The sequence below is a fragment of the Psychrobacter sp. Choline-02u-9 genome, from assembly GCF_002836505.1.
Lineage (GTDB): Bacteria > Pseudomonadota > Gammaproteobacteria > Pseudomonadales > Moraxellaceae > Psychrobacter.
In genome coordinates this window covers 1-242 of sequence record NZ_PJBF01000038.1, presented here as the reverse complement: position 1 = coordinate 242, position 242 = coordinate 1, and the positions used below count along the sequence as shown (strand labels likewise).

General features: G+C 46.7%; 1 protein-coding gene. It reads left to right on the top strand.

Annotated features, from left to right (window positions below; translation table 11 throughout):
• The coding region (locus CXF69_RS00655; protein ID WP_180952688.1) for a transposase at positions 1-242 on the top strand (242 nt) is incomplete at both ends.

The following is a 242-nucleotide window of genomic DNA, read 5'->3' as shown; positions in this document are numbered from 1 at the left end:
GCAGCTCATGCAATCCTTTATCGATACTGCCTTAGAGGCTGAGATGGAAGACCATCTCGGCTACCCCAAGCATGAGAAAGCAGATAAACCAAACAAGCGCAACGGACACACTAAAAAGACCGTCCGCAGTGATACAGGCGATCTTGAAATCTCTACCCCAAGAGACCGTGATAGCAGCTTTGAGCCTGTACTCGTTAGTAAGCATCAAACCCGTATCTCAGGTCTCGATGATAAAATCATAT